Origin of the sequence: Arthrobacter sp. efr-133-R2A-120 (assembly GCF_030209835.1) — a bacterium.
Taxonomy (GTDB): domain Bacteria; phylum Actinomycetota; class Actinomycetes; order Actinomycetales; family Micrococcaceae; genus Arthrobacter.
The window spans coordinates 12,091-34,274 of sequence record NZ_JARVRF010000041.1 but is presented as its reverse complement, the minus strand read 5'-3'; the positions used below and the strand labels follow the sequence as shown (position 1 = coordinate 34,274).

23 protein-coding genes are annotated in these 22,184 nt (G+C 63.0%); 9 read left to right on the top strand and 14 right to left on the bottom strand.

Annotated features, from left to right (window positions below):
• The first annotated feature begins 564 nt into the window (after positions 1-564).
• Positions 565-987 carry a GerMN domain-containing protein gene (locus tag QRN52_RS18400; RefSeq protein ID WP_284754828.1) on the top strand — a complete coding sequence of 141 codons (423 nt, stop codon included), beginning with the start codon at positions 565-567 and terminating at the stop codon, positions 985-987.
• Here the strand turns inward: QRN52_RS18400 and QRN52_RS18395 are convergent.
• Positions 976-1,803, bottom strand: a complete 828-nt coding sequence (locus QRN52_RS18395) for an isocitrate lyase/PEP mutase family protein (RefSeq protein ID WP_284754826.1) — start codon at positions 1,801-1,803, stop codon at positions 976-978. The two genes, QRN52_RS18400 and QRN52_RS18395, sit on opposite strands and share 12 nt — an antisense overlap.
• Positions 1,804-1,917: 114 nt before the next feature.
• On the opposite strand from QRN52_RS18395, the gene QRN52_RS18390 reads away from it, so the two are divergent.
• The 3 genes from QRN52_RS18390 to QRN52_RS18380 all read left to right on the top strand — a co-directional run bounded on the left by QRN52_RS18390 (position 1,918) and on the right by QRN52_RS18380 (position 4,144).
• Positions 1,918-3,225 carry an aminotransferase-like domain-containing protein gene (locus QRN52_RS18390; protein WP_284754824.1) on the top strand — a complete coding sequence of 436 codons (1,308 nt, stop codon included), beginning with the start codon at positions 1,918-1,920 and terminating at the stop codon, positions 3,223-3,225.
• On the top strand, positions 3,222-3,650 hold the full coding sequence (locus QRN52_RS18385) for a universal stress protein (RefSeq protein WP_284754822.1): 429 nt from the start codon (positions 3,222-3,224) through the stop codon (positions 3,648-3,650). The genes QRN52_RS18390 and QRN52_RS18385 overlap by 4 nt, the downstream gene beginning before the upstream one ends.
• 155 nt (positions 3,651-3,805) lie before the next feature.
• Entirely contained in the window at positions 3,806-4,144 is a 339-nt protein-coding gene (locus tag QRN52_RS18380) for a hypothetical protein (RefSeq protein ID WP_113990649.1), read from the top strand.
• Here the strand turns inward: QRN52_RS18380 and QRN52_RS18375 are convergent.
• The 5 genes from QRN52_RS18375 to QRN52_RS18355 form a co-directional block, all read right to left on the bottom strand.
• Entirely contained in the window at positions 4,141-4,707 is a 567-nt protein-coding gene (locus QRN52_RS18375; protein ID WP_284754830.1) for a phosphatase PAP2 family protein, read from the bottom strand. The genes QRN52_RS18380 and QRN52_RS18375 overlap by 4 nt on opposite strands.
• A 96-nt stretch (positions 4,708-4,803) precedes the next feature.
• On the bottom strand, positions 4,804-6,390 hold the full coding sequence (locus tag QRN52_RS18370) for a dihydrolipoamide acetyltransferase family protein (protein ID WP_284754818.1): 1,587 nt from the start codon (positions 6,388-6,390) through the stop codon (positions 4,804-4,806).
• A 57-nt stretch (positions 6,391-6,447) separates the two neighbouring features.
• Positions 6,448-7,428, bottom strand: a complete 981-nt coding sequence (locus QRN52_RS18365) for an alpha-ketoacid dehydrogenase subunit beta (RefSeq protein WP_284754817.1) — start codon at positions 7,426-7,428, stop codon at positions 6,448-6,450.
• Positions 7,428-8,636, bottom strand: a complete 1,209-nt coding sequence (pdhA, locus tag QRN52_RS18360) for a pyruvate dehydrogenase (acetyl-transferring) E1 component subunit alpha (protein ID WP_284754816.1) — start codon at positions 8,634-8,636, stop codon at positions 7,428-7,430. The genes QRN52_RS18365 and pdhA overlap by 1 nt, the downstream gene beginning before the upstream one ends.
• A gap of 144 nt (positions 8,637-8,780) precedes the next feature.
• Entirely contained in the window at positions 8,781-9,899 is a 1,119-nt protein-coding gene (locus QRN52_RS18355) for a histidinol-phosphate transaminase (RefSeq protein WP_284754815.1), read from the bottom strand.
• Positions 9,900-10,005: 106 nt separating this feature from the next.
• On the opposite strand from QRN52_RS18355, the gene QRN52_RS18350 reads away from it, so the two are divergent.
• Positions 10,006-10,434: a phage holin family protein gene (locus tag QRN52_RS18350; RefSeq protein WP_284754814.1), complete on the top strand. Its 429-nt coding sequence runs from the start codon at positions 10,006-10,008 to the stop codon at positions 10,432-10,434.
• Between the two features lie 44 nt (positions 10,435-10,478).
• On the opposite strand, the gene QRN52_RS18345 is transcribed toward QRN52_RS18350, so the two are convergent.
• Both QRN52_RS18345 and QRN52_RS18340 read right to left on the bottom strand, forming a co-directional pair.
• Positions 10,479-11,849, bottom strand: coding sequence for a hypothetical protein (locus tag QRN52_RS18345; RefSeq protein WP_284754813.1), 1,371 nt, complete (start codon positions 11,847-11,849; stop codon positions 10,479-10,481).
• Complete coding sequence (locus QRN52_RS18340; protein ID WP_284754812.1) at positions 11,849-12,157, bottom strand: hypothetical protein; 309 nt, start codon at positions 12,155-12,157, stop codon at positions 11,849-11,851. The genes QRN52_RS18345 and QRN52_RS18340 overlap by 1 nt, the downstream gene beginning before the upstream one ends.
• Positions 12,158-12,348: 191 nt before the next feature.
• On the opposite strand from QRN52_RS18340, the gene purB reads away from it, so the two are divergent.
• The 3 genes from purB to QRN52_RS18325 all read left to right on the top strand — a co-directional run bounded on the left by purB (position 12,349) and on the right by QRN52_RS18325 (position 15,125).
• On the top strand, positions 12,349-13,791 hold the full coding sequence (gene purB / locus QRN52_RS18335) for an adenylosuccinate lyase (protein ID WP_284754811.1): 1,443 nt from the start codon (positions 12,349-12,351) through the stop codon (positions 13,789-13,791).
• 50 nt (positions 13,792-13,841) lie between these two features.
• On the top strand, positions 13,842-14,501 hold the full coding sequence (locus tag QRN52_RS18330) for a histidine phosphatase family protein (protein ID WP_284754809.1): 660 nt from the start codon (positions 13,842-13,844) through the stop codon (positions 14,499-14,501).
• Between the two features lie 120 nt (positions 14,502-14,621).
• On the top strand, positions 14,622-15,125 hold the full coding sequence (locus tag QRN52_RS18325; RefSeq protein ID WP_284754807.1) for a GNAT family N-acetyltransferase: 504 nt from the start codon (positions 14,622-14,624) through the stop codon (positions 15,123-15,125).
• 65 nt (positions 15,126-15,190) lie between these two features.
• Here QRN52_RS18325 and QRN52_RS18320 read toward each other — a convergent pair whose 3' ends face one another.
• Positions 15,191-16,084, bottom strand: a complete 894-nt coding sequence (locus QRN52_RS18320; RefSeq protein WP_284754805.1) for a cytochrome c oxidase assembly protein — start codon at positions 16,082-16,084, stop codon at positions 15,191-15,193.
• 226 nt (positions 16,085-16,310) lie between these two features.
• On the opposite strand from QRN52_RS18320, the gene QRN52_RS18315 reads away from it, so the two are divergent.
• Positions 16,311-16,745, top strand: a complete 435-nt coding sequence (locus QRN52_RS18315) for an acyl-CoA thioesterase (RefSeq protein WP_084784486.1) — start codon at positions 16,311-16,313, stop codon at positions 16,743-16,745.
• Between the two features lie 214 nt (positions 16,746-16,959).
• On the opposite strand, the gene QRN52_RS18310 is transcribed toward QRN52_RS18315, so the two are convergent.
• Genes QRN52_RS18310 through QRN52_RS18290 form a run of 5 tightly spaced genes read right to left on the bottom strand, consistent with a single transcriptional unit; the run spans position 16,960 to position 21,687 of the window.
• A complete protein-coding gene (locus tag QRN52_RS18310) occupies positions 16,960-17,709 on the bottom strand; it encodes an SDR family oxidoreductase (protein WP_078107213.1) in 750 nt (249 codons plus the stop codon).
• Between the two features lie 57 nt (positions 17,710-17,766).
• Positions 17,767-19,107: an MFS transporter gene (locus QRN52_RS18305; RefSeq protein ID WP_284754801.1), complete on the bottom strand. Its 1,341-nt coding sequence runs from the start codon at positions 19,105-19,107 to the stop codon at positions 17,767-17,769.
• 57 nt (positions 19,108-19,164) lie between these two features.
• Positions 19,165-20,178: a 5-oxoprolinase subunit C family protein gene (locus tag QRN52_RS18300; protein WP_284754800.1), complete on the bottom strand. Its 1,014-nt coding sequence runs from the start codon at positions 20,176-20,178 to the stop codon at positions 19,165-19,167.
• The gene (locus QRN52_RS18295; RefSeq protein ID WP_284754799.1) at positions 20,175-20,897 is read right to left on the bottom strand and encodes a 5-oxoprolinase subunit B family protein; all 723 of its coding nucleotides are present in this window, start codon (positions 20,895-20,897) and stop codon (positions 20,175-20,177) included. The genes QRN52_RS18300 and QRN52_RS18295 overlap by 4 nt, the downstream gene beginning before the upstream one ends.
• 1 nt (position 20,898) lies before the next feature.
• Positions 20,899-21,687 (bottom strand): LamB/YcsF family protein, encoded by a 789-nt coding sequence (locus tag QRN52_RS18290; protein WP_284754797.1) that lies wholly within the window; start codon positions 21,685-21,687, stop codon positions 20,899-20,901.
• Positions 21,688-22,184 lie beyond the last annotated feature (497 nt).

The following is a 22,184-nucleotide window of genomic DNA, read 5'->3' as shown; positions in this document are numbered from 1 at the left end:
TGCCGTCCTTCGCGCCATCAGCATCTGGCTGACAGCATTAGGAGACACGCCCTAGCCGGAACGCCCTTCGAAACAGAAGGAATGCGTCACCGCACCGCTACCATTCCGTGACTGAGCTGAGGCCGAACCGTCATGGACGGAGCGGCCCACACCAGGACGGCCAGCCGTAACGTTGAGTTACAGGCACCAAAGGTGATCAGGGCAGGAGCGGGGGCTGTCATGCGGCTCGGGCGCGGCGTGGAATGCACGACGACGGCGATCGCCGCGCTGTGCCTATCCCTCGCGCTCTGCCTGGCCGGCTGCGCCTCCCCCGCCGGCGGTGATCCGGGCGGATCACCCTCCGCGCAACCAGCCTCATCTGGCTCCGTCCAAGTGACGAAGGAGCCGGTAGCCGGGCCAGTCCCCATGCCCCTCCCGGCTCCTCCCCCGTATATCAACCCGCCGCCCACGGCATCGCTGCCAACCACTGCGAGCCCGCACGCACCCGTAGCCGGGCCAGCTCCCGCACCCCACCCAACCGTCGCGAGCCCGCAGGCACCCCTTCCTCTCCCAACCGCCGGCGAATTGACTGGGACTGCCGTGTATTTCGTGGCAATCGGCGACGGCGGCAGCCGCGGTGTGCGGTTCGGTTGTGACGACAGCCTCGTGCCTGTCTACATCACCGCACCTCCGGGCAGCGACCCGCTGGCCGCGGCAATGGCGCAGCTGCTGGCGTCCGACGGGACCGCATCCCGGGCAGGCTTGTACAACGCACTCTCGGGCTCCGCGCTGCGTTACGTTTCGGGCTACCTCGACGGCACCATTGCTGTCGTGAACCTGAGCGGTTCACTTCGCCCTGGAGGCGTGTGCGACAACCCTCGGATCGAAACCCAGTTGGCGCAAACCGCGGTGGCGGCTACGGGAGCATCCCAGGCAGCGATCTACATCGACGGAAAAACCCTGGCGGACGTACTCAGTTTGCGCTCAGCTGGCCAGTCACTCGAATAGCGCGTCCATGTCTGCGTAGCTCCGGCTTCCGGCCAGGCCCGACCAGTTTCCATCGCCAAGAACTTCCATTGCCAGCCTTGAGACCTTCGCGTAGGCGGCCCTGGCAGTGCTGCCCCCGATGCTGATTCGCCGCACTCCGACTTCGTGTAATTCTCCGGGCGACGGCGAACCCAAGCCGGCCAGCGCATTGAGCGGTACGCTGATCCGCCGGGAAAGTTCGTGCAGGACATGGAGATCGGCCAACCCGGGTACGAATATTCCGTCCGCCCCGGCCCGCTGATAGGCGTCCGCGCGGCGCAGCGTTTCCTCATATGCCGTATCCGGAAACTTTCCAGACCAGTAAGTGTCGGTACGAGCATTGATGAACAGCCTGACGCCCGCGTCCTCGGCAGTCTGCCTGATCAGCGCTATGCGCTTGGATTGTTCGGCGATGTCGCTCAACGGCTGGTCCGCCGAGTCCTCAATATTGATCCCGACTGCGCCCGCGTCCAGCACCGCTCGAACCGTGGCCTGGAGTTCTTCGTCAGAACGCCCGTAGCCAGTCTCGATATCCGCGGTCACGGGCAAGCGGGTGGCCTTTGCTATCCGTGCCAGCGCTTCCATCGCGAGGTGCCGCGGAAGGTGGTCCCCGTCCTGGTACCCCAGGCTCCAGGAGACAGCCGAGCTGGAGGTGGCCACCGCCGTCGCGCCCGCTTCTTCGACCATGCGCGCAGATGCCGCATCCCACGCATTAACCAGCACCAACGGCGCATGCGGCAAGGCATGGAGCTCGTGGAAGCGGAGAGCTTTGGATTCGAGTTCGGGATGCGTCGTCATGGCTCTATTCCAGCCTTCCTGTGTCCGGACGTAAAGCGCTTCGCACCGTGAATCCAAAAAATGGGATGAAACATCCGTTGCTCAATTGGCAACTCTGGGGAGTATCCTTTCACTGTGACCCACGAAACATTGGATGCCGGGCCCGAGTTGCCCGCGGAAGCAATCGACGCAATAGAGCGAGCAGCAACTGCCGCCCACCGCCACGAGGAACTTTTCTCGGAGCGCGCCGCCAACATCAAGCAGTCCGCTGTGCGTGACGTCTTCGACATCTCAATGCGGCCGGGACTCGTGTCCCTCGCGGGCGGAAACCCCTACCTGCAGTCCCTGCCCCTAGAGAAGCTCGGCCAAACCGCTGCCCGCATCATCGCGGAAGAAGGCATGACGGCGCTGCAGTACGGCGGCGGACAGGGCACCGAGGAACTGCGTACCCAGATCTGCGAGATCATGGCCGCGGAAGGCATTTTGGACGCCCGCCCGGAGAATGTGGTGATCACCGCGGGTTCCCAGTCGGCCCAGGACGTGGCCACGAAGGTCTTCTGCAATCCGGGCGACGTCGTCCTCGTGGAAAACCCCACGTACGTGGGCGCACTGAACACCTTCGAGGCGTACCAGGTCCAGGTTGAGACCGTGGACATGGACGACGACGGACTGGTCCCGGAGCTCCTCGAAGCCAAGATCGCGGCGCTTCAGGCGCAGGGCAAGGCCATCAAGTTCCTCTACACGATCCCCAACTTCAACAACCCCTCCGGCATCACACTTGCTCCGGCGAGGCGGCAGCGCATCGTCGATATATGCCGCAATGCGAATATCCTGGTGCTGGAGGACAACCCTTACGGTCTCTTGCGCTTCGACGGCAAGCCGTTGGAACCAATGCGGGCCGCGAATGAGCACGACGTCATCTACATGGGTTCGTTCTCCAAGATCTTTGCCCCGGGACTGCGCATCGGGTGGGCCCTGGTACCCGAGCACTTGCAGCGGCGCTTCTACCTGGCTTCGGAAGCCGTGACCCTGTGCCCTCCCACCCTGAACCAGATGATCGTCTCGGCATATCTTCGGGACTACGACTGGCGCGGGCAGATTGACACCTACCGGGCCCTGTACGAGGAACGCTGCAATGCCCTGCTGGTGGCGTTGGAAGAGCACATGCCTCCCGGCCTCAGCTGGACCAGGCCCGAAGGCGGCTTCTTCGTCTGGGTCACCTTGCCCGACGGTGTCGACACATATCCACTGCTCAAGAGGGCGATCGCGGCGGGGGTCGTGTTCATCCCCGGCGCGGCGTTCACGCACTCCGCCGAACCATCCAACAAACTAAGGTTGGCTTTCAGCGCAGTGCCACCGGAGTCCATCGCCGAAGGCGTCCGCCGATTGGCGCCGGTTTTGCAAGAAGCCATTGATGTCATCAGCAAAGGAGCAGATATATGAGCGGAATAGTCCTCGTCGGAGTCGACGGCAGCGTAACGGCAAGGCGGGCCGCCGATTCGGCAAAGAATTTGGCGACCGCATTGGGCGCGGAACTGCGCGTCATCACCGCTTTTGAAGGCGCCCACGTGGAGGTTGTCGAAAGCGGAGGCGACAAGTGGATTCTCTCCGATGCCGACGCCGCCGAGAAGGTAGCCGGCAAAGTGGCCGCTGAACTCGCTTCCGATCAGTTGACCACCAGCTATGGAGCGGTCTTCGGCAAAGCCGGAGAGGCCCTGGTCAAGGAAGCCGAACGAGTGGGCGCCCAAGTGATCGTGGTCGGCAACCGCCGTATGCAGGGACTGGCCAGGGTTCTCGGCAGTGTTGCCAACACGGTGGCGCACAACGCGCCGTGCGACGTCTACATTGCCAAGACAGACGAGCCTTAGGGAACTCCCCGACCCCGGGACTTTGACGGGGATCACGTGTTGTGGTGGGCGGTCTCACCCCGATTTTGGCCGTGCGGCTAGGATGCCGCCGATAAAATTGAAGTGGCCCCCAAGGGCGCGAGCCGTCCATCACAACAACCCGTAGGGGATCCCTTTTGCTCACTCTCCAGCCGCGCCAACGCGTCGGCCACGACATTCTGCTCGCCCGCCACGGCAATCACATCAGCTCCATGCGCTTCGACCGGGCAAATGACCGCATCGTGGCACTTCTCGACGACGGCTCGGTAGACAGCGCTCCGAACATGATCTCCCCGTTGCTCCAGATGCCGGAGACGTTCCGCAGCATCCTTCGCTCCGACTGGAAATTGTTGCTTGTGGTTGCTTCCGCGATGCTCGCCGTCGGAGCCCTCGCCATGGTGCTGTCATTTGGAATGATCGGCAGCATGAGCGACCAGCAACTGCGCGACCTCGCGCTCAGCTATACGTCCTACTAGCCCAGCCAACCGCGCAGGAGCCACCAAAGTCCCGCGATGACCATCCCGCCGAACAGCGAGCCGGCAATGACCTGGCCGCGGGTATGGTCCCGCAGGACGACGCGGGACCAACCGACGGCCGGAACCAGAAGCAGCAACGGCAACCACGCCGGCCCGAACATGAGGGCCACAATGACTACGGCCGCGGAAATTGCCGAGGCATGACCGCTGATTTTCCACACAAGGCTGACTGCGGCCAACACCGTGATGCCGCCAATCAGTGCAAGGATCATCGCTGAGACGCTCATCGGGGCATGGATGAGGTTGAGGACAACCAGCCCCAGTACCACGGACACGAGCGCAAGCATCAGCAAAGGCGCACGCTCCTTGCGATCACTGACGTGGTGGTCGCTGAGTTTGCCGAGCCTCACCATGAGCAGGACATAGGCCAGCGGCAGCACACACACAAAGAGCGCCGCCAGGACCCCGAACCATATCGTCCCCGGGAAACCCGGTTCCACCGCAGGGCTGATGAGCAGCAAGACGGACACGACGGCGGGCGGCTGGAAGACTTCCGTCAGGATCCGGGCAACACGGTGCCGGGCCGAGGAGGCCCGTCCAGCTGCTGACTGGGCACTGCTCCCGCGGCCCCCGGTGCCGCGCTGCCCAGTCAAGCAACCTCAGTCAAGCAGCAGGGCCGGTTCTTCGAGAATGGATGCGACGTCGGCCATGAAGCGGGCCGAGAGGTCCCCGTCCACCACGCGGTGGTCGAACGAACCGCCAAGCGTCGTGATCCAGCGGGGGATGACCTCGCCGTCGAGCACCCAAGGCTTTTGCTTGATGGTGCCGAACGCGACGATTGCCACCTCGCCGGGGTTGATGATGGGCGTTCCGGTGTCGATGCCGAGGGCGCCGATGTTCGTAATGGTCAGCGAGCCGCCCTGCATCTGCGAAGGCTGGGTCTTGCCCGCACGTGCCGTACTCGCTAGCTCGTTGAGGGCAAGGGCAAGTTCCTTGAGCGAAAGGTCCTGGGCATCCTTGATGTTCGGGACCATGAGCCCTCGCGGCGTAGCTGCGGCAATACCGAGGTTCATGTAGTGCTTGACGTGGATCTCCGCGCCGCCCTTGCCATCGGCGTTCTCTACCCAGGTCGCGTTAACGCTCGGGTTGCGTGCGGCGGCCCAAATCACGGCCTTGGAGAGAATCAGTAGCGGCGATACCTTGATGCCCTCAAAGTCCCTGGAGGCCTTGAGCCGCTTGACGAATTCCATGGTGCGGCTGGCATCCACGTCAACGAAGATACTCACGTGGGGTGCCGTGAACGCCGATTCCACCATGGCCTTGGCAGTAGCCTTGCGGACGCCCTTGACGGGAATCCGTTCCACCCGCTGATCCTGCGGCTTCTTGGACGCACCCCAGAACGTGTCTGCTTGATCCACCTCGGCATCGCGCTGCGACTGGTAGCTGACCAAGTCCTCGCGGGTCACTTCGCCGCGGGCTCCCGTGGCAACGACGTCGGCCAGGTCAATCCCCAGTTCACGGGCAATCTTGCGCACGGGCGGCTTGGCCAGCACCCGGTTGACGAGGCCACTGACCGTTGCACCGATGCCGGTGAGACCCGGTGCCTGGTTTGCGGATGTCTGGCTTGCGGCTGCGGGCTGCTGTGCGGCAACGGGCGGGAGTGCCGGAGCAGCGGGTTCTGCCACTCGCTCAACGGCGGGCTCGACGGCGGCGGGTGCCGTGCTCGGCGCGGCGGCGGGCACCGAAGTAGCACCTTCCGGGCGCTTGCGCGGGCGGCGCTTGACGGCGTCGGCCTTCGGACCGGAGCCAACCAGCGGGCCGCCGGCGGGACCGCCGTCGGACGTTCCGGCGTCGACGGGCAACTTGCCGTACATCGAGGCTTCGAAGACCTGTTCGGCCGCAGGCGCGGCAGGTGGGGTGGGGGACGGTGCGGCAGCCGTCGGAGCCGCAGGCTGCGCGGCGAGCGGCGCAGCGGGTGCTGACGCGGGCGCGGTCTCACCCGGCGCATTGTCCGAAATGCCGATAATCGCGGTCCCTACTTCAACCGTGATGCCTTCGGCAACGAGCAATTCTGCCACGGTGCCGGCATACGGGGACGGCAATTCCACGAGGGACTTGGCGGTCTCGATCTCGCAGATGACATCGTTGATGGCCACGGTGTCGCCCGGCTTGACCTTCCAGGAGACGATTTCCGCCTCGGTCAGGCCTTCGCCGACATCCGGCAGGTTGAATTTCTTAACAGTCACTTAGGTCCTCGATCTCGGCTGGCCCGTCCGCGTGGCGGAGGGTGCAATCAGGGGCGGCTAGTAGGCCAGGGAACGGTCCAGGGCTTCGAGGATCTTGTCGATGTCCGGCAAGTAGTCCTCTTCGACCTTCGCCACGGGATATGGCATGTGGAAACCGCCCACGCGGATGACCGGAGCCTCCAAGTGCAGGAAAGCACGCTCACTGATCCGCGCGGCGATCTCTCCACCGATCCCCCCGAACGTCGGTGCTTCGTGCGCAACGATCAATCGGCCGGTCTTTTTGACGGAAGTAGTGACAGTGTCGAAGTCGATGGGGGAAATCGAGCGCAGGTCGATCACCTCGATGCTGTGCCCGTCCTCTTCCGCCGCCGCTGCGGCGGCCAGCGCGACTGGGACCAGCGGCCCGTAAGCCACGATGGTGGCGTCCGAGCCTTCGCGCAGGACGTGCGCTTGGAACGGATCCGACGCCGGTCCTGGGTTCTCGGTGTCCACCTCGCCTTTGAGCCAGTAGCGGCGCTTGGGTTCGAAGAAGATGACCGGGTCCGTGCAGTCGACAGCCTGCTGGATCATCCAGTAGGCGTCGTGGGCATTGGACGGAGTGATGATGCGCAAGCCGGCTGTGTGGGCGAACAGCGCTTCGGGCGATTCCGAGTGATGTTCGATCGAGCCGATGCCGCCACCGTAGGGAATGCGGATGACCACGGGGACAGTCAACTTGCCGCCGCTGCGCGAGTGCATCTTGGCCAGTTGCGTGGTGATCTGGTTGAAGCCGGGGAACACAAAGCCGTCGAACTGGATTTCGCAGATGGGACGGTAGCCGCGCAAGGCCAGGCCTATGGCCGTGCCGACGATGCCGGACTCAGCCAGTGGGGTATCCACTACGCGGTCTGCGCCGAACTCCCGGATGAGTCCGTCGGTCACGCGATAGACTCCGCCCAGCGGGCCGATGTCTTCGCCCATAAGCAAGGACTTCGGGTTGTTGGTGAGCGAGGCACGCAGGCCTTCGTTGATGGCCTTGGCAATGGTCATAGTGGTCATCAGTTGTCTGTCCCCTCTTCCTCGTCGCCTTCGAATCCGGCGGAGTATTCCTCGAACCAAGCAAGTTCCTCGGCCACCAGCGGGTGCGGCTCGGCATAGACACCGGCGAATGACTCGCGGAAGTTGGGGCCCTGCAGACCTTGCGCGGTGCTGCGGACGTGGGCGGCGAGCTTGTCACCGTCAACCCTGACTTGCTCGAAGAAAGCTTCATCGGCGAAGCCCTCGCTGCGGAGGTACTTCTCCAGGCGATCCAAGGGATCCTTGCCCCGCCAGGCGGTTTCCTCGGCAGATTCGCGGTACTTGGTGGGGTCGTCCGCCGTCGTGTGGGCACCAACGCGATACGTATATGCCTCAATGAGCACGGGACCACGGCCTTCACGCGCGTGCTCAAGCGCCCACTCGGTGACCGCATGGACTGCGATGACGTCGTTGCCGTCCACCCTGATGCCCGGGAAGCCGTATCCCTTGGCTCGGTTGAACAGCGGAACCTTGGTCTGGACCTCGGTGGGGACGGAGATGGCCCAGTGGTTGTTCTGGCAGAAGAACACCACGGGAGCGTTGTAGGACGCCGCGAAGACCATGGATTCGTGGACGTCGCCTTCGGAGCTGGCACCGTCGCCGAAGTAGGCCACAACAGCAGCCTTCGGATCGTTGGAACCATTGGCTTCCGCGAGCTTTTGGTCGCGCTGGATTCCCATGGCGTACCCAACGGAATGCAGCGTCTGGGCCGCAAGCACAAGGGTGTAGAGATGGAAGTTGTTCTCGGTGGGATCCCAGCCACCATTCGAAATTCCGCGGAACAGCTTCAGGAGTTCCGCCAGATCCACATCGCGGGTCAGCGCAACGCCGTGTTCCCGGTATGTGGGGAAGATGTAGTCCTGACGTTGGGTAGCGCGCCCGGAACCGATCTGGGCGGCCTCCTGGCCGGTCAGGGGAACCCACAGTGCCAGCTCTCCTTGGCGCTGAAGGGCCGTGGCCTCCTGGTCGAAGCGGCGGACCTTGGCCATGTCGGCATAGAAGCCGCGGAGCTGCTCAGGCTCAAGGCGCTTGGCGTAGTCCGAGAAGACGGGATCTGTCCCTAGCTTGCCGTCCGGCCCCAGCAGCTGGATCATGTCGGCCGCGGGATCGCTCGAAGCGCCTCCCGCAGGAGACTGCTGATCCAGTCCCGTTCCGTTGATCCCGGGGGTGGGCAATTGAGTTGCGCCCATTCCGTCTCCTTGCCTGCCGCAGCCCGATGCTGAGCAATATTCGCTGATATATGCCGATTCCGGAATGCATTCCGGAATCGGCATATCTTGGCTTTCGTCCCTTACTTTATCCGCAGTAAGGGACGCAGGGGCATTTGTTAACCGCTAGGAAGCCTGCGGCGCTTTTGTATAGGACGCACAGAGTTCGAGGAATCGAGTATTGGCCTCGACCTCTCCAATGCTGACCCGGACGCCTTCGTTGCCGAAGGCCCGCACGGACAACGCACGCTCGCCTGCAAGTCCGGCAAATTCGGCGCTATGCTCACCAAGATTCAGCCAGACGAAGTTGCCTTGGGCCTCGGGCAAGAACCATCCGAGCTCCCGGAGTCCTGCGGTAACCCGGTCCCGCTCATCGACCAGGCTTTGTACCCTTTCAACAACCTGGTCGAAATTCTCCAAGGAGGTAATGGCGGCACGTTCGGCAATCTGCGAGACGGCAAAAGGCGTGGCAGCGACGCGCAAATGCTGAGTGAGATCCGGACCGGAAACGCTGTATCCAACACGCAGCCCCGCTAGCCCGTGAGCCTTGGAGAAGGTACGGAGGACCACGACGTTAGGGTACTTGCGGTACAGCTTGATGCCGTCCACGGCGTTCTCGTCCCTGACGAACTCCTGGTAGGCCTCATCGATAACAACAACGACGCCCGCCGGCACTGACTGGATGAACCGTTCGGTTTCCTCGGCGGTGATGATGGGACCCGTGGGGTTGTTCGGCGTGCAGAGCAAAATCACCTTGGTGCGGACGGTGACAGCGGCCGCCATGGCCTCGAGATCGTGGCGTCCATCGGAAAGCAACGGGATCTGGACACTCTCGGCACCGGCCAGTCCTACGGAGATGGGGTAGGCCTCAAAGGAGCGCCAGGCGTAGATAACCTCATCAGCCTTGCCGTCGTGGTTCTGCCCTGCAAACGTGGAAAGGATCTGGTTCAGGGCTCCGAGGCTTCCGGCTCCAGTGACGACGTCGTCAGCAGGGATTCCAAGGAAGTCAGCGAGCGCCGTGCGCAGCTTGGTGGACAAGGGGTCGGGATACCGGTTGATGTCCGACTGATCAGCGATTGCCTCGAGCACAGCGGGAATCGGGGGCAGCGGGTTTTCATTGGACGACAGTTTGTAGCTGGTCAGGCCCTCTATTGCTGCGGGAGGCTTGCCTGCAGCATATTTGGGGAGCCTGTCCACAACCGGGCGGGGACGCACGCCCTCCGGTGCGTTGTCAGAAGAATTCATGGCACCAGCCTACTTGCAGGGCTTCGGCCCACGCTGGCAAGCCCTCCGGCCAGCGTGGGCGAAAACCGGCGCATGTGAAAACCGGCGCATGTGAAAGCATGGGCGTATGGGTTCATTCATCGTGCGTGTCCTGATCAACGGGCTGGCCCTCTGGGTTGCCAGCTGGATTCTGCCCGGAATGGATATTTCCACTTCGGCAACCACCAACGCAGTAAGCAACGCGGGGGTCACTCAAGGCAGTGACACCTTCGGCGTGGTTCTTGCCTATCTCTTCATAGGGCTCATTTTTGGCATCGTCAATGCCTTTGTGCGGCCTTTGGTCAAGCTGCTCTCCCTTCCGATCACGATCCTCACCCTCGGCCTGTTCACGATTGTCATCAACGCGGCCATGTTGTCCCTGACGGCCTGGCTTAGTAGCTACACACCTGTGCACCTCACCATCGACCGTTTCTTCTGGACGGCGGTTCTCGCTGCGATCATCATCAGCCTGATTTCCATGGTGGCCAGCTGGATTCCGGGCGGTGGCAGGCGGTAGCAGGCGATAAGAAGCCTTACGCCAGGCATGTTCCTCGGCTTTCTTCATCGTCCTGCCCGCGGGGCCGGGGGTGTTTCGCGGGTCAGTTTGAACCGCGTCACTTTGGCCGCTCCGCCAGCGCCCAGTATTCCGCCAAGAGCGGCTGTGGAAGCGGCCAGTGAAGGATCGGAACTGAGCTGCACGAGCTTTGCCCCTTCCTCATAGCGTGAGAGCCTGTGCGCCGGTCCGATGCCTGGCTCTTCGCCGGGTGCCAGGCTCACCGGATTGGTCATGGTCACCGTGACCCTGTCCTTGGTATCCTGATTCGCTTTGCCGTCCGCCCCGGGAACCCAATCCTGTTCGTGCTCCAAATGCAGGCTCCCGATGCCGGCTTGCGGGGTGATCCCGCCGACGGGCGATCCAGCTGTCACAACAAACTTGAGGTCATAATCGGCGAGGAACGCTTTGTCCTGGCTCAAGTTCATGGCATGGATTCCGCCCTGGCTATGGCCGACTGCCACCACCGTTTCGCCGGCTGCGGCGCCTGCCTCAAGCAATGCCTGACGGATGGCCTTGCTGGTCTCCGTCGAGTTGTAGCCCAGCGCTTCGGCAATCCCGGCTTCGTCCAATGGATTGCTGCCTCCGGGCGGATTGCCAGGCTGGGTACCCGGAATCAACACCACCCAAGCCTTCTCTCCGTCCCTGTCCACCTGCACAACTTCTATCTCGCCCTCTGAAGTGGCACCGAGGTGATCCAGCTCCCTGAGCATTCCTGCCGCCGACAGGTCCATGCTCTTCGTGGCGGTCTCGCCCCGGCCGACCGCAATGGGACGCGGCCTGAGGAAAGACAATGCAGGGGCCGCCACGATGGCTCTCAGGACAACGCCGACATCAGTGGGCCCGACGATCGCCCCCGCAAGGTTTGCCGCTGCAGGGGGTAGCCCCATCATCAGTTCCAATATCCGGGTCAGATCCCGGACGGCTCCTTCTGTGACTCCCCTCAGGCCAAGGTCCAGGGGATTCGGGCCAGTCGCGAGGACTGGCATTCCCATGCCCACCCGCAACCTGATCGCCGCATGTGATTCCGCAAACTCGTATTCACGGTGGCTTGCCCTGACATCGTTGCCGATCCGCTGAAGCTGTTCGCGGACCCGTCCAACGTCCCGTCCGCTCTCACCGACAGCAATGATGGCGTTGCTTCCACTCGTGTAGGACGAGCCCTGGTACGGGAAGAGAGCCACCCTCACCGCTTCGGCTTCCACTTCAATGGCCTGCAGTTGGAGCACCAGTCCGTCCAGCGCGGCAGCGCCAGCAAGCAGCTCTTCGAATTGGAAACGGATTCCGCCGACTCCGCCGCGTATCCGCAATGTGCCATCCGGCTCGGGTGTTCGAGGGTGGGGACTTCCGCCCGCGCCGACAGGAGCGACCTCGGCCATCAGAAGCCAGGCTGGAGTTTCGATGCCACATTTTGGGCATGGCGGAGAGTCACTGCAGCGGCCTCGCGCAAGGCATCACGCGCCCTTCGAAGGGCGGCGGCCTGCAAAGCCAGCGTGGTCCGGTAGGCACGGCCGGCCGGGGACTCCCATTCCTCGAGTTGCAACTGCGCCAGCTTGGCAAGGACGGCATCGGCTTGGTCGGCGCAGACGCTCATCCGCCATCCGAGCTTCTGGATCTCCGCATCTCGTGTAATACATTGCGGCGAATCCAGATCCGTTCCTCCGGCCGCCATAAGAATGCCGCTCAAGACGTTGCCCTCCTCTGTGTCCATTGATGTTGTGGCACCGACGCTACGTTGTGCTCCGGGGGCGCGGAACCGCCGTGATCGGCTATGTGGATAACTGCCCGAAACACAGCCGGGGCGGGGAAACTGCGATGTTATGCACATAGAGAAGTCCGGCTTAATGGCGCGAGCCGAGTTCATGAAAGAATTGCCTCATGCCTGAAACCGTCGCCGCCGCTGTTACCCGTACGCCCTCTGGACGCCTGGCTCTCGCCGCGTCGCCGGAGCCGATCGCCTTGGGCCCGCTGGACGGCCGGTACCAGTCCGCCGTCGCTCCCTTGGTCGACTATTTGTCCGAGGCCGCTCTCAACCGCGACCGCGTGGCCGTCGAGGTCGAGTGGCTCATCCACCTGACCAGCAACAACGTGCTTCCGGGCGCCGGCCCCCTGACCGCGGAACAACAGGAGAAGCTGCGCGCCATCGTCACTGAGTTTGACGCCGCTTCGGTCACGGAACTCGCTGAAATCGAAGCCGTCACGGTCCACGACGTCAAGGCCGTTGAGTACTACATCGGCCGCCGCCTCCCCGCGATCGGTATCGAGAACCTGACCGCAATGGTGCACTTCGGCTGCACGTCGGAAGACATCAACAACCTCTCCTACGCCTTGGGCGTCAAGGGTGCCGTGGAAGATGTCTGGCTTCCTGCTGCCACCGCCTTGGTGAAGCAGATCGAAGAGATGGCCGAGGAGAACCGTGCCGTCCCGATGCTCTCCCGCACGCACGGCCAGCCGGCTACGCCCACCACTCTTGGCAAGGAACTGGCAGTCATCACGCACCGCCTGAGCCGCCAGCTGGACCGCGTTTCCAAGACCCAGTACCTCGGCAAGATCAACGGCGCTACCGGCACCTATGCAGCGCATGTCGCTTCCGTTCCCGGCGCCGATTGGCAGGCCGTAGCCCAGTCCTTCGTTGAGGGCCTGGGACTGACGTGGAACCCGCTGACCACCCAGATCGAAAGCCACGACTGGCAGGCCGAACTGTATGCCGACGTAGCCCGCTTCAACCGCATCCTGCACAACGTCTGCACGGACATCTGGAGCTACATCTCGATTGGCTACTTCCGCCAGATCCCGGTTGCCGGCGCCACCGGCTCCTCCACCATGCCGCACAAGGTCAACCCGATCCGCTTCGAAAACGCCGAGGCAAACCTCGAGATCTCCAACGGACTGTTGGACACCCTGGGGGCCACGCTGGTTACCTCCCGTTGGCAGCGAGACCTCACCGACTCTTCCTCGCAACGCAACATCGGCGTCGCGTTCGGGCACTCGCTCCTTGCGATCTCGAATGTTGCCAAGGGACTCAAGGCCCTGGACGTCGCCGAGGATGTGCTGGCAGCCGACCTCGACACCAACTGGGAAGTCCTGGGCGAGGCGATCCAGATGGTCATGCGCGCCGAGGCCATCGCCGGCGTTGAGGGCATGGAGAACCCGTACGAGCGACTCAAGGATCTCACCCGCGGCCAGCGCGTCGATGCCGTCCGCATGCAGGAGTTCGTCTCGAGCCTTGGCTTGTCTCCCGAAGCCGAGGCACGCCTCCTGGCACTTACTCCGGGCAAGTACACGGGTATCGCGGACCAGTTGGTGGACCACCTGAAGTAAAGGCCACATGGACCCGGCGTTTCCGAATCGATGTAAGGAATTGTGTCAGCATGAGGCTCTTGCTTATCCGCCACGGGCAAACCCCGGGAAACGTCTTGGGGCAATTGGACACGGCGTTTCCCGGTCCGGGACTAACTGAACTCGGCGAACGTCAGGCCGCTGCGCTCCCGGAGTCTCTTGCCAACGAGGACATCACGGCCATCTATGCATCCACGCTGATCCGCACCCAGCTGACGGCGGCCCCGCTTGCAAAAGCCCTCGGGCTTGAGGCCACTGTATTGGACGGCCTGCAGGAGATTGAGGCCGGGGCCTTGGAGAAGCTCACCGACCACGAATCGCACCATCGGTACATGAGCACCGTTTTCGCTTGGACCGACGGTGAACTCGACGTCCGCATGCCGGGAGCGGGCAACGGCCACGAGTTCTTCGCCCGCTACGACGCTGCCATTGCCAAAGTGGCAGCGGCAGGCGACGAAACCGCCGTCGTGGTCAGCCATGGTGCCGCGATCCGCTGCTGGGCCGGTCGCCGTGCCGTGGATGTCGGCCGCGAGTTCGCCGCCACCCACCAGTTGCAGAACACCGGAATCGTGGTCCTCGAAGGCGACCCGGAGATCGGCTGGCGGCTGCTGCACTGGGACCAAAGCCCCGTAGGCGGACTTGCCTTGGCCGACCGGACAGTCGAGGATCCCACCGGCGACGCCGTCGAATAACGGTTGCGGCCAACTCCGACGCCCCGGTAATTCTCCGGACGCTTACGCAGAGGAAACACCGCGGTAACCCCCGCTTCCTAGGCTTGATAGGCATAACCCCCTCCGGCGAAAGAGGTTCCGATGCAGACCAATCCGCGGCTCAACATCAGGCAGGTCACCTGGGCAAATCCGGTGGGTGCAGACCTCCGCGCGGCGCAGCAAGCCGAACTGGACGCACGCTTCGGTAACTCAGACCACGAGCCCGGACCCGCGCCATCGGAATCTGATACTGCCGTTTTCGTCGTTGCCTACGAAAAGTGCTCCGGCCAGCCTCTGGGTTGCGGAGGGCTAAGGATTCTGGATGCTCAAACCGCCGAAATCAAACGGCTGTACGTCGTCCCGTACGCGAGGGGCTCAGGAGTTGCGAGTTCGATCCTTGCCGCGCTGGAGGCGCAGGCACATGCCCACGGTTTCAGCGTGATCACGGCCGAAGCGGGATCTGCCCAATCGGACGGCCGCAGCTTCTACGAAAGCGCCGGCTTCGCCCCAGTGCCCAACTTCGGTCCGTACATCGGCGTCAGCCACTCACAGTGCTACGCGAAGCCGATCGATTCGCACAGCGCCTCACACACGGCGATGGCCTAGGGACCGGCCAGCGCCAGCCCGGGCAACGCCCGCCCCCGCACCGTCAGCCCGGCCGGCTCGCACCATCAATCCAGGCTGCGTCCGCCCTGCCCCAGATGTGCCCGATTCAAGGCTTCGATTTCTTCATCACTCAAGTCGTCGAAGCTCTTGGCCTCGTGCTTGTCGCTCCGGGAGAACCGGACGAACATCAGGATGATGAGGGGAAGATCCACGATCTCCGCGAGGAACCACATCAAGTCTCCCGCGAGTTGCTGGTCACGCAACGGTGAGGGAAACCAACCTGGCTGATTGCCCAAAATTGACGTGGCGCCGTCAAGAATTCCCGGACTGAGCCGCATCAGGACCCCAGGCACCGCGTCGGCGAGCAGCTCAATAAATACAAAGATGAACTCGACCACAATGAGCGATGAGGTGCGTCCTGCGCCGTCTTCCATGATCGGTACGGTCATGAGGAGTCCCATGACGGGCACCAGCAAAGTCAGGATCATGTCGGCGGCGGGGTTGGTCCGAAGCACGTAGAAGAACGGCGTCAGGAACACTGTGAACATGGCGAGCCCCAGAAGTGCCGCCACGAGCGTGTTGCTGAGCATGCGAACGAGCCGGTGCCCGAGGACCGCTTCGACCCTCGCCGCGCCGACGGGGCCAAGGGTCTGCCTTGCGAGTGTCAGCGGCTTGCCGAGGCCAATCAAGAGCGGGACCACAAACAGGTAGGACGTCACTTTGAGGGTGAATGCCCACCGCAGATCGTGGCTGTAGGTTCCCGGGAATCCGAAGCTCAGTGCCGCGAAACTACCCAGGCCAAGGGCGAAGAAGGCAAACGAGTTCCACAAGGGCCAGCGGATGTCCCGGCGCTTGGCAGCAATCAGCCCCTTTGAATACAGGGCGACTGCGGCGATAAGAATGACCAGGGCAGGCCAGTTCATGGACCAGGCGCCCAGCACGGCGTCCAACGGTGGCATGGTCAGAAGTCCAAGCCGGAAGGCCGGGCGCCCAGCCCAGCGCTACGGTGGGTTTTGTCGATCTTCATGGTGTTCCTCCAGCGCGTTCCCGGTGTGCCGCGTGGTGCGCGAATCGGCGTGTCGTGTTGTGCCCTGAACCGGGTGCACCGTATCCATGTTACGGAGTCGCGCCAAGCATGGCACGCCGCAGGAGACGCGGGCGTCCAGGCTCGGCTAATCTCGCATTATGGAAAAGGCTGACATCACGTTCCGGACCCGCAAGTGGATACGTCCGGAGGACCTCAACGCCAACGGCACGCTGTTCGGTGGAAGCCTGCTGAAATGGATCGACGAGGAAGCGGCAATCTACGCAATCCTCCAACTTGGAAACGGCCGCGCCGTCACCAAGTACATCTCCGAAATCAACTTCGTCAGCTCGGCCGTCCAGGGCGACCTGGTGGAGATGGGCCTGACGGCGGTCCGTTTCGGCCGGACGTCACTGACCATGCGTGCGGAGGTGCGCAACATGATCACCCGCGACAGCATCCTGACCATCGAGGAAATCGTGTTCGTCAACCTCGGGCACGACGGCCGGCCGGAACCGCACGGCTACACGGAAATCACGTATGACCGCGACCGCATCCCCACGCACCACCTGACGCAAGCCCTTCACGAGGACTGAGCGCCCGACGTCGGGCCCTTCCTAAGCGTCGGGCCCTTCCTAAGCGGCGGGCCCGCCCAAAGAGGCAGGCCCGACTAAAAGGCTTTTTCCCCGGAAACGGGTGCTGGCGGCCGCGAAATTCGCGGCCGCCAGCTTGTATTTCCAGCAACGGGAGTGATGTCACTGGAACTTTGGGGCGCCCAGGACGGGCGCGGCGCCTCAAGGGAGGCGGGGGTCAGCGCCTGTCGAAGGTGAGACCGCCGGGGACCTGGAACGTCGGCATGAGTTCCAGCATGCCCACATTGACGTGGCGCGGGGTTTCGATGGCGTAGTCGAGGGCGTTGACGATGTCGTCAGTGGTCAGCGACTCGTAGCCTTCGTAGTACGTCTTCCACGCTTCTTCCATGGCTTCAGGCGTGCCGCCCATGTTCCGGCCGAAGATCTCGGTTTCCACACGCCCCGGGCAGATCTCGGTCACGCGGATGCGCTTGCCGACCGTGTCGTTCCTGAGCTGGCGGGAGATCTGGTGCACGGCTGCCTTCGTGGCGTGGTACACCGTGTGCCCATAGAAGTTGTAGACCCCGGCGATCGAGCTGATGTTGATGATGTGGCCAAGGTCGCGCTCCACCATGCCCGGCAGGACCAGCCGCGTGAGCTGAAGCAGGCCGCGAAGGTTGACGTCGATGAGCTCGTCGATGTCCTGCTCGGACGAGTCCAAGAGGTTCCCGGGCCGGGAAACTCCAGCGCAGTTGACCAGGACGTCGACCTTCAGCTCGCTCACGACGGCGGTCAGGGCCGCCGTGTCGGTCAGGTCGACTACGTGCGGGATAGCACCCGTACGATCGGCCAGTTCGCTGAGGCGTTCCTCGTTGCGGGCCACGGCATGAACGGTCAGGCCCCTTTTGGCCAGGCGCTCCGTGATCGCGGCACCCATACCGGTTGACGCTCCGGTGACGAGGGCGGTGTTGTAGTCGGAAAAAGACATCGGTTCTCCAAAGAGTGGAAATGGAAGGCACGAACTGTGCCTGGAGGTCAGCGGCGCCTAAGCGTCGCGCAGGGGTTCGTGTGCCCGGTCCTTGACCGTGCTCACGGCTGCGAGCGTGCCGAGCGCCGTGACGACTGCGTAGAAGGCCGGCATGTAGATGTTGCCGGTGCTGCTGATGAGCCAGGTCATCAGCAACGGAGCAGTTCCGCCGAAGAGCGCGGAGGAGATGTTGTAGCCGAGGCCGTACGCGGAATACCGAACACGGGTGGGGAACAACTCAACGATCAGGATGTGGATGACGGCCGTGTGGCCGGCGAAGACGATGGCCATGATGGAGGCACCGAAGATAGCCAGGCCCATGTTTCCTGTTGCGATGAGGGCGTAGGACGGGATGCCCAGGATGGTCATGGCGATGGCGGAGCCGGCGATGACCTTCTTGCGGCCGATGCGGTCGGACAGGGCGCCCATGAAAGGAATGGCGATGCAGATGACAACCAGGCTGCAGGCGGTGATGAACAAAGCCTCGCCGATGGTGAAGTTGAGCTGCTTGCCCTTGAGGAACGTGGGCATGTAGGAGAACAGGACGTAGTAGCCGGAGCCGTTCATGAGCGGGATGAAGAGGGCCAGAACCATGGCCCGGCGGTGCTCAGCGGACTGGAAGGCTTCCTTGAGCGGGTTCTTGGAGAGGCCGCCCTCTTCCTTGAGCTTCGTGAAGTTGGGCGTGTCCGCGATGGCCTTGCGGATGTACCAGCCGATGACGCCCATGGGAATGGCGACCAGGAAAGGAATGCGCCATGCGAAGGCGCCGAAGCCACCGCCGTCGATCGCGGCCTGGGTGAGCCACGGAGACATGGAGAACGCTACAAGGGTGCCGGTGAGCAGTGCTGCGAACGAAGCGATCTGCGCGTAGGAGGTGATGATGCCGCGCTTGCCCTCGGGGGCGTGTTCAGCGAGGAAGGTCATGGCGCCGGCGGCTTCGCCACCAACAGAGAAGCCCTGCAGGAGCCGCAGGAGAACGAGCAGGATGGGAGCCGCGATGCCGATAGCCGCGTACGTGGGCAGGATTCCGATACCGGCGGTGGCCACGCTGATCAGCAGAATGACGAAGACCAGTAGCTTTTGCCTGCCGATCCGGTCGCCCAAATAGCCACAAACAACTGCGCCGAGGGGCCGGACGAAGAACGAGACTGCGTAGCCGGCGAAGACGAACAACAAGGCGTTGTCCGGGTTGCCGGGGGCGAGGAACACCAAGGCAAGTGTTCCGGCCATAAACGCGAAGATGCCGTTGTCATAAAGTTCCACGAAGATGCCAACGCAGCCTGCGGTGACAACCTTGCGCGTTTGACGGCCTGTGAGCCGTTCATGCTGCACTTGCGCAGCGTTGGTGTTAGCGGTCATGACATTTCCTTCTTGATGTTGAGCGTAGCAACGCCTATTGGTTTTGACGACAGGTTTTTAGCTGCATGCCGCAACCGGGAGGTCCTGCCACTGGGGTCGGCATCCAATGCCAAGTAGTCCGAAGACTGTGTTGACGGATTCGCGGAGGGTCTCAAGCTGCGCCCGCGAGCGCCGGTGGGCGGAAGTTGCCTCCGCCACTGTTGTTTTCCTGAAGTGGACCTTGTCGCCCGGGCGGGCTTGGGCAAGGACGTCCAGGCCATTACTGGTGACCACTGCGAGGACGGGATAGCCGGCGGTGACGCCGCGTCCCCGATGCAGTACCAGCAACTCTTCCCGGGAAGGAACCTCGACGGCGCCCACTGGGACCCCGCGTGATAGCACTTCACCATTTGAGGTTCTTTCCGGAAGTTCGCCGCCAAGCCTCAGGCCGATGTGGTTGCTCCGGCCACTCACGGCGTATTCCGATGTGAAGAGCAGCTCGGCGGAATCACCAAACTCAGCGACATCCGGACCATCGGTCACATCGACCATCAGCTCCTGCCCCATGTTCGGCCGTTCAAGACCAAGCCGGAAGAGCGGAAGGTCGAAGTACGGTTGGCGAACCGGGCCCACGCTGCGGCGGGTCAGGAGCGTGGTTCCTTCCTTGAGCTGCAGGCCGAAGCCCACAACGGTGTCCGGAGCACAACTACCCAGCAGCGTTGGTGCCTCCACGGAGCCGTGGACGGCCAGGTAGGCACGGAGGCCCCGGTTGATTCCCCGGATGGCCACCGTCTCGCCCGCTCGGACCGAAACCGGTTCCCATTGGCTGCACGGACGCCCGCCGACGGTGAGCGTCAGCGGAGCCCCCGTGACTGCGATCAGGATGTCGGAGTGCGCCTTCATCCTGAAGTCCAGGGCCGTGATCTCCACCAGGGGATCGTTGTCCAGGTTGCCGGCCAGGATGTTGGCGGCCCGGGCCGAATACTGGTCCAAGGCGCCATTGACAGGCAGTCCAAAGCGAGGTCCACGGAACCGGCCAAGGTCTGTGACCACGGCGTTGCCGGGTTGCTGGATGAGAATGTGCCCACTCATGGCCTTGGTTCCAGTTCCTTGCCGACGTATGAATCGAACTCTCCGGCCTCGATACGACGGAAACGGAGAATGTCTCCTGGCTTGTAGGGAACCAGTGGTTCACGGCGGATGTTCAGGACGGTCAACGGGGTTTGACCGATGACGCACCAACCACCCGGCGCGGACGCGGGAGCGATGACGGCTTGGCGTCCGGCAACTGCCACTGCCCCCGCCGGGACGCTGAGCCGTGGATCCTTGAGGCGCGGCACGGGCTTGGGGAACGCGGGACCGTCCATCATGGGCGAGCCGGCAGGAGCACCCAGGCAGCGGACGGTGTAGGTCTTTTCGGTGTGGAGGCGGATGACTTCCTCGGTGGAGATGCCTTGGTACTCGGCTACCTTCTCCAGGTCGGGACCATAGTCGCCTCCGTACACCACCGGAACGTCAAATTCACGAGGTGTTGCTTCGCTGCCGGCGGACCGACCCATTTCAAGGAGCCCCAGCTTTACGAACGCGCGCACCTGGCGGGCCGACACCAGGACGGGGTCGAATTCCACCAGCACGGAATCGTAGGTAGGTACTGCGCCGTGAAGGCCCTCGGCGCCACAGCTCTCCAGCCAGTCAGCAAGACGGTGGACCGTGAGCCAGTTGTCCTCGCTTGCTTCAGCAAGGGCGACGACGCGCAATGCGGAGTCTCCGGATTCGTAGATCTCGGTGGGAGCCGCGGTCAGAGAGGACATGTCAGGCCGCCTTCCTCTTGGCATTCATGACTTCGGTCAACGGGGCGATACGGACGCCGGCCGAGATGAGCTCCGAACGAATGAGCCGGGCGAGTTCGACGGCTCCGGGGTTGTCTCCGTGAAGAAGGACGGTGTCCGTGGAGATGTCGATGTCAGTGCCATTGGCGCAACGGATCTTGCCTTCGCACACCATACGGACGGTTCGCTCGACAATGGCCGAGGAATCGTGCAGTACGGCGCCGGGCTGGCTGCGCGGAACCAGCGTGCCGTCTTCCTGGTAGGCGCGATCGACGATGCCCACAATGGCCACGTCCAGGCCGGCGGAACGTGCCGCCTTGGCCAACTCGCCCTCCTGGGCGACCACGATGAGTTCGTTGTCCACGCGGGCGGCCGCTTCAGCTACGGCCGCAGCGTAGTCCGGACGGACAGCTACGAGATTTCCGAGCCGGCCATGCGGCGCAACGTGGGTCACTTTGGTTCCGTGGAAGGCGGCGAAGCCGTTAAGGGCCCCCAGCTGGTACAGGACATCCGCGCGCACCTCGTTGGCAGTCAGGCCCATGTCCCTGCGGCCGAAACCACGCAAGTCAGGGAAGCTCGGATGGGCTCCAATACCCACACCGCGGCGAACGCATTCAGCAACGGTGGCGTCCATGATGTCGGGATCGCCCGCGTGGAACCCGCAAGCGATATTGGCGCTTGAGACGATCTCCAGAAGATCGGTGTCGCTGCCTATGGTGTAGGCACCGAATCCCTCTCCAAGATCCGCTACAAGATCAATTGTCGGGTTCACGTGGTTCTCTTTCCGTGGTTCTGCATTGGGGTCCGGTAATTCCATTCGAATGGCTGGAATATCCGGTGAACTCAGTTGCCTTTTCGATTGAAAGTGTTTAGCTAAACTTCTTCAATCAGAGGCGCTGCCGGTAATTCTTTGGTGATAGAAGTCTCGCACCCACGAACTTCGGGCACAAAGACCTATTCGCTATCACGGGATAGCTCCCGGTTATGACCTACGGCACACGTACTGCCGGCAGGACCGCACGCGGCCGATCGCCGTCGTCGTCATTGTTGAAGGTCGACGACGCCGAGCGGCAGCGGGCGCGGTGGCCCTGCAGCAGCGACAGGAGGGCAGTGTGCCCGAAAGTCTCATGGGGTGCTCTTTACGTGACGATCGATTTGCGAGGCAGCGTGCCAAGTGCGTCTATATTTGGGTAACAGGACAATTGGTTGATGGGGAGTCAACGAACTGCCGGTAATGGTTGGGAAACGCCACCATGGGGATGTGGATCT